At 53.6% G+C, this 1,150-nt stretch carries 2 protein-coding genes; both read right to left on the bottom strand.

All coding sequences use genetic code 11. The features are described from left to right. Positions 1–91: CRISPR-associated protein Cas5 (cas5, locus tag AC30RD_RS09745; protein WP_489494365.1), on the bottom strand; the 91-nt coding region annotated here is incomplete at its 3' end. Beyond that, positions 91–1,150 (bottom strand): type I-E CRISPR-associated protein Cas7/Cse4/CasC (gene cas7e / locus AC30RD_RS09740; RefSeq protein WP_489494364.1); only part of this gene is annotated, 1,060 nt, incomplete at its 5' end. The genes cas5 and cas7e, both read right to left, overlap by 1 nt.

Raw genomic sequence — 1,150 nt, 5'->3', positions numbered from 1 at the left:
AAGGCTCCCTTTCGGTATCGCGATGATCGAACCGACTTCTCGTACCCCAGCTCTGCATAGGGCCGACCAGTGGTATTAGCAGTGTCGCCATTACGACTCCTTCAGATGAGTACGAACCTTTTCGACCAATTCAGGCAATGAACCGCTATCTATATCGATACTCGCCCGCCAAAACGGTTCGGCACCCAAAAACCTTTCGATTTTTTCCGCATACTTTTGCAAAGCCTCTATCGAGGCTTCTTCGATCGACTGTTTTTCGCTGCTTCGAACCGGCTTGCTGAAAGCGTTGGCATAGGAGAGGGGTTTGTCCATCGCCACGACTTCGATATAGGACGGATAGGTCTGGGCGGCGAAACTGTTTTGCATACCCGTAGGAAGCGCCAGAGCCATCGCCTTGATAAATCCTACCACCGTCGCTGCCAGCAAGTCAGCGTTCGTTTCACCGAGGTTCTCTTTGAGTTTTTCGAGATCGATGTTGGCATAGCGGTAATAGCACGCACCGTTGTATTCCACCACGCCGATCATGTCCGAACCGGTCTCGTCATCGGGCAGCAGGTCGTCCACAGCGGTGAAATAGTCGGTTTCTACGGCACTCTTATGGGGGCTAATGGCGTGTGCCACCTGGCAGGCCGCATCGACGTTCATCTTTTTGTCATCCGCGACCATGCGGCCGAACAGTGCGATATCGGCGGCATAGCCTCCCATTTTTTTTCTCTCTTTGACGATATCGTTCAGGCGCTTTTGCGCCTCTTTTTCGAACTTGCCTTGCACGCCCTCTTCCCAATACTCAAGAGCCGTTGCCGCCAACTCATCCATTTCACCTTCTCCCAGGTAAAGAAGGTACTCGGTTTTGTCGCTGTTTTTCGCCTTTTTCAGCCCCAATGCGGTAATGACGGCCTCCGCAACGGTTTTCGCCTCCTCTTCGTTTTTCCCTTCGGCAACGAAGCGGCGGACAAGCTCGTCGATAAAACGGATCGTACGAACTCCCAGGTTGCCACCGGCTTTTTTCACTTCATCCCGAAATACCTCATGCAGTCGTATGGCACGCTTCTGGCACTGGCTGGAAATCCTCGCCCGTCTGAAGCCGCCGAAGTCGGTGTCTTTGGGCGCGCCGGTATCGTCGCGGTTGAGATTGCTCGCGGGAAAGTTG

This window comes from Nitrosophilus sp., assembly GCF_982775275.1.
This window is presented reverse-complemented; position numbering and strand designations above follow the sequence as displayed.